This is a genomic window from Phycisphaerae bacterium, assembly GCA_024102815.1.
Classification (GTDB): domain Bacteria; phylum Planctomycetota; class Phycisphaerae; order UBA1845; family UBA1845; genus JAGFJJ01.
The window spans coordinates 1-4,282 of record JAGFJJ010000066.1; the positions used below are offsets into that span (position 1 = coordinate 1).

Consider the following 4,282-nt stretch of genomic DNA (forward strand, 5'->3'; position numbering starts at 1 on the left):
TGGAGCACATCGACCCCGTTGGAGCCGAGCAAGGTGTCATCGCCCGGACCTCCATCAACTGACACATGGATGAGTGCGGCCAGGTTGCCGGTAGCCGAGAACTGGTCGTTCCCGCCATTGGCATTCAGGTAGAAGTACTCGGTCGTGCCGATGTCGAGCGAGAATGGGGCAGGGTTGATTCGGTCGAACCGGACTCTCAACCCGTTCGCCGTCAGTGTGAATGTCTCGTCGCCGTCCGAACCATTCACCTCGACGACATCCGTCCAACCTTCGCCTTCGAGTAGATCCGTTCCGTCGCCGGAGTTCCAAATCATTCGGTCGTTGCCGTCACCAGCGAAGACCTGGTCATTGCCCGCGCCGCCGGTGATGATGTCGTTCCCGGCGCCGCCAAAGACCGTGTCGTCTCCGCCGCCGCCATTGAGCGTTTCGCCCTCGCTCCCGCCGTGGATTTCGTCGTTCCCGTCGTCGCCGTTCAGCGTGGTAGCGATGGTGTCAGTGAAAATGCCGTTGCTTTCGTCAATGCGAATGGTGTCGTCCCCATCATTCGCATTCACGACGATGGTCTCAACGCGGTCCTTTTTGAAGTTGAAGTCCGCCGAACCGTCATCCGCGACGTCCACCTCGATGGTGCCGGGCTGCCCCGCGCGCAGCCGAAGGACGATGATTTCGCCGGAATTGGTGCCAGTCACCTGAAGTACTGACTTCTTGAGTGAAGCCTGGACGTCATTCTTTGGTGGTTTGTTGGGCTTGGCGGCGAATGTCACGTCGCCAGTGGATGCGATAGCGCCGAATGCGGCCACGACGGCGAAAGCAGCCGAGGCAATGCGCAGCCCTGCCCGCGCACGCTTATGCGCGGTCTGTTGCGAATCCATGTTTCTCGTTCCTGTTAGGAAGTATTACCGCTGCTACGGCGCATTAGCAGCGGCAGGGTTCCATCGTGTGCGAGCCGTGACAGCATACGCAGTGAGGTAGTTCACGGTGCCCGTGCCTGCCCGGGACTCGACCGCTGCACCAGATGTGCTACATGTAGCACATGAGACGCATTGGTATCCGCGAGCTGCGGCAAAACGCCAGCAAGTACATCCGCCTGGTGAAGGCCGGTGAAACCCTGGAGGTCACGGAGCGAGACGTGCCGGTGGCACGGCTCACCCCACTTCCAACGCGGCCGAAATCCCGCCTTGAGGAGATGATAGAGCGCGGCGAAATTATCCCAGGGAACCAGGACTGGGCGAATCTGCCGCAGCCCGCGCCGTCACCGACGGGGTTAACCTCGGAGCTGGTGCTTGAAGAACTGCGAGAGGAGCGGCTCCCGTAGCTTGGTTTGGTATTGCGATAGCTCGGCTCTCATAAAGCTGTACGTTCAGGAAGCGGAATCTGAGGCGCTTCGAGAGTTCTTGGCGGACCGGCGTATGGCCGTTAGCCAACTCGGTGTTCTCGAGACCATCCGCGGGGCTGCCCGCCTGAAGGTCGAAATACAACCGGAGCAGTTTGAATCGTTTCACCTGATGACGATAACAACTGACGTTTTGCTACTGGCGGCTGCTCTGCCGCCACCCGAGTTGAGGCCCCTCGATGCCATTCACGTGGCTTCAGCGCTTCGTCTCGGGCCGGCCTGCGAAGGCATCGTCGCTTACGACAGCCGCATGCAGGAAGCCGCGCGGTTCGCCGGGCTCGCCGTCGTGTCGCCCGGACTCGACCGCTAACTACGCCAGGACGCTCGTCTCCAGCGCCACCACCTCAATATCGCCCCACTGGTTCGATTGCCGAGCATCCGCGATGCCCGCCTTCAGCAGTTCCAGGATCGCAAGGAACGAAACCACCACCTCCACCCGGGTTCGGCACTCCATGATCGCCCGTCGGAACGAGAACTTGCCCCGCCGTTGGAGGCGCTCGCGGAAGTCCATGACGCGTTCGCTCAGCGTCATGACCGTATCGCGCTGGATGACCACGGGGGCCCGTGGGGCGGCGGGCTTCTTGTTCAGAACTTCGAGCATGATCGCCCGCAGACGATCTACCGTGACGTTCTGGAGTCCGGCGCCCTCCGGCACGGGTGGCGGTGGAGCAAGCCGCGTGTAGATCCGCATCCCGATTTCTTGCCGCTCCTCGAGCACGGTGGCGACTTCCGCGAAGCGCTTGTACTCCCGCAACAGGTCCACGAGTTCGCGGCCGATGTCGTCATCCTCGAAGTCGTTGCCCTCCTCCTGCGGTGGCCGTGGGAGCAACGCCTTCGACTTCAGGTAGATGAGCTTCGCGCCGACCGCAACGAACTCCGCAAGGGCCCCAGGTTCGAAGCCCTCGCTCGTTCTTATCGCGGCAAGGTACTGGTCGGTAACGACAACGAGCGAGACGGCCGTGATATCAAGGTCGTCTCGCTCGATGAGGTGGAGGAGAAGATCCAGGGGACCCTGGAACACGGGAAGGGATATTTCAGCCATAGCTCCCGACGGGCCGCCGCCCCCCCGCAGAGGCGTTCCCGCAACGGTCTTACGACCCTCGCCCGTATCAGACCGCTGCAGACGCCCAGACCCCTGGAAGCGTCCGCTCGACCGCGGAAGCGATACCGGCGACTGACCGCATCATCGAAGTGAAGCGTTCATATGTCAACGACTGAGCTCCATCGGAGAGTGCGTGCTCCGGATTGTTATGAACCTCGATCATCAATCCATCCGCTCCGGCGGCAATCCCCGCCATGGCAACCGGTGTGACAAGGTTCAGCTTGCCGGTGCCGTGGCTCGGGTCGGCGATGATCGGCAGATGGCTTAACTCCTTCACGAGCGGGATGGCGTTTACATCGAAAGTGTTCCGATAGGCGGTTTCGAAGGTTCGGATGCCGCGTTCGCAGAGGATAACGTGCGGATTGCCCTGCGCCATGATGTACTCGGCGGCCAGCAGCCACTCCTCAATCGTGCCGCTGAGGGCGCGCTTCAACATCACCGGTTTCTTCGTCTTCCCAACCTCATCCAGCAGGATGAAGTTCTGCATGTTGCGCGCGCCGATCTGGATGACGTCGGCGTAGCGGGCAACACTGTCGATGTCGCGCACGGTCATGAGTTCGGTGATGACCGGGAGGTTCATCTCGCGGCCGGCTGCGGCGAGGTATTCGAGACCGGCTTCGCCGAGCCCGCGGAAGGCGTATGGCGAGCTGCGCGGCTTGTAGGCGCCGCCCCGCAGCATGTTCGCGCCTGCCGCCTTCACGGCCTTCGCGGATTCGAAGATGTGCTCTTCATTCTCGATCGAACAGGGGCCTGCCATCACGGCCAGTTCGGTACCGCCCACCGTTACGCCCCGGCCCACGTCGACCACGGTGTTGTTCGGGTGGAATTCGCGGCTCACCAGCTTGTAGGGCTTGGTGACGCGATGGACCGATTCGACATGGGGCAGGCTTTCGAACGCATCCTGCAAGGCCGGGTCGTCGGGCCCAATCACGCCGATGATGGCCCGTTCGGTGCCCACGGAAAGGTGTGCCTGCCGCCCGGTCTCTTCGATCCGGGCGACGATAACGTCAATGTCATCCGGAGTGGCCTCCGGGGAAACTACGATGATCACAGGTTCAGAATCTCCACTAACGCGCTGTTGAGTGTGTACTCGTACTGAGGTCGGGGCGGAGGCGGGCTGCCTCGCGCAGGTACACATGGCGGATTTCACTCTGGGTCTTCTCCGTATTCCAATGGAGAAGGACTCGGATGCACAGCGGGAGCATGCCGGGGACCGACATCTCGTGGCTCTGCATGAGCGGCACCTGCGTCCAGCCAATCTGGCGGGCGGCAACTGCCGGGAACTCCGCGTACAGGTCGGGCGTTGTGGTCAGCCAGGCCGAAGCGATGTCCTCGGTGTCAATCTCGTTCACTTCGAGCATGGTGCTCAGAAGTTCCTTGGTGACTTCAAGGATCTCCTCTTTCTGGTTCCGGGTGACGGTTGTAGCACCACGGACGCCGCGAACTGGCATACGCGCAGGTCCTCCTCCAGCAGGGGGTTCGTTAGGGTTTGGTGTTTGTGCCCTTAGCGAACCGGGAGCCCAAAGGTCCCGGCCGGTGGACACCCATAAGCGCGGCCCACGAGGGGCCAACGCCACGCCCATCGGCGCTCGTCTTCCCACGTGTGGGCCGCATTCACCTGTCCACTACCGGCCGGAGACATTCTCCACGTACTCCCTGACGCTCTGCGCGCGGTGGTTCTCCTCCGCGGCGTCAATTGTCGCGATTATAGCACTGCCCACGATAGCCGCATCGGCGACCTTTCTCACCGCATCGGCCTGGGCCCGCGTGTTGATGCCGAAGCCCAC

Annotated in this window: 7 protein-coding genes; 2 read left to right on the forward strand and 5 right to left on the reverse strand. The window is 62.1% G+C overall.

Annotated features, from left to right (window positions below):
* Positions 1-872, reverse strand: an 872-nt coding sequence (locus tag J5J06_15625; protein ID MCO6438520.1) for a hypothetical protein, incomplete at its 3' end; no start/stop codon positions are given.
* A 161-nt stretch (positions 873-1,033) separates the two neighbouring features.
* Between J5J06_15625 and J5J06_15630 the strand changes: the two genes are divergently transcribed.
* Together J5J06_15630 and J5J06_15635 are read left to right on the forward strand one after the other, a co-directional pair.
* The gene (locus J5J06_15630) at positions 1,034-1,315 is read left to right on the forward strand and encodes a type II toxin-antitoxin system prevent-host-death family antitoxin (GenBank protein ID MCO6438521.1); all 282 of its coding nucleotides are present in this window, start codon (positions 1,034-1,036) and stop codon (positions 1,313-1,315) included.
* 1 nt (position 1,316) lies between these two features.
* Positions 1,317-1,703, forward strand: coding sequence for a type II toxin-antitoxin system VapC family toxin (locus J5J06_15635; GenBank protein MCO6438522.1), 387 nt, complete (start codon positions 1,317-1,319; stop codon positions 1,701-1,703).
* Here the strand turns inward: J5J06_15635 and J5J06_15640 are convergent, their stop codons facing one another.
* From J5J06_15640 to J5J06_15655, 4 genes are all read right to left on the reverse strand, one after another.
* Complete coding sequence (locus tag J5J06_15640) at positions 1,704-2,435, reverse strand: segregation/condensation protein A (protein ID MCO6438523.1); 732 nt, start codon at positions 2,433-2,435, stop codon at positions 1,704-1,706.
* A gap of 67 nt (positions 2,436-2,502) precedes the next feature.
* Positions 2,503-3,546 carry a 3-deoxy-7-phosphoheptulonate synthase gene (aroF, locus tag J5J06_15645; GenBank protein MCO6438524.1) on the reverse strand — a complete coding sequence of 348 codons (1,044 nt, stop codon included), beginning with the start codon at positions 3,544-3,546 and terminating at the stop codon, positions 2,503-2,505.
* Between the two features lie 16 nt (positions 3,547-3,562).
* Positions 3,563-3,946, reverse strand: coding sequence for a chorismate mutase (aroH, locus tag J5J06_15650; protein ID MCO6438525.1), 384 nt, complete (start codon positions 3,944-3,946; stop codon positions 3,563-3,565).
* Between the two features lie 174 nt (positions 3,947-4,120).
* Positions 4,121-4,282, reverse strand: a 162-nt coding sequence (locus J5J06_15655; protein ID MCO6438526.1) for a tryptophan synthase subunit alpha, incomplete at its 5' end; no start/stop codon positions are given.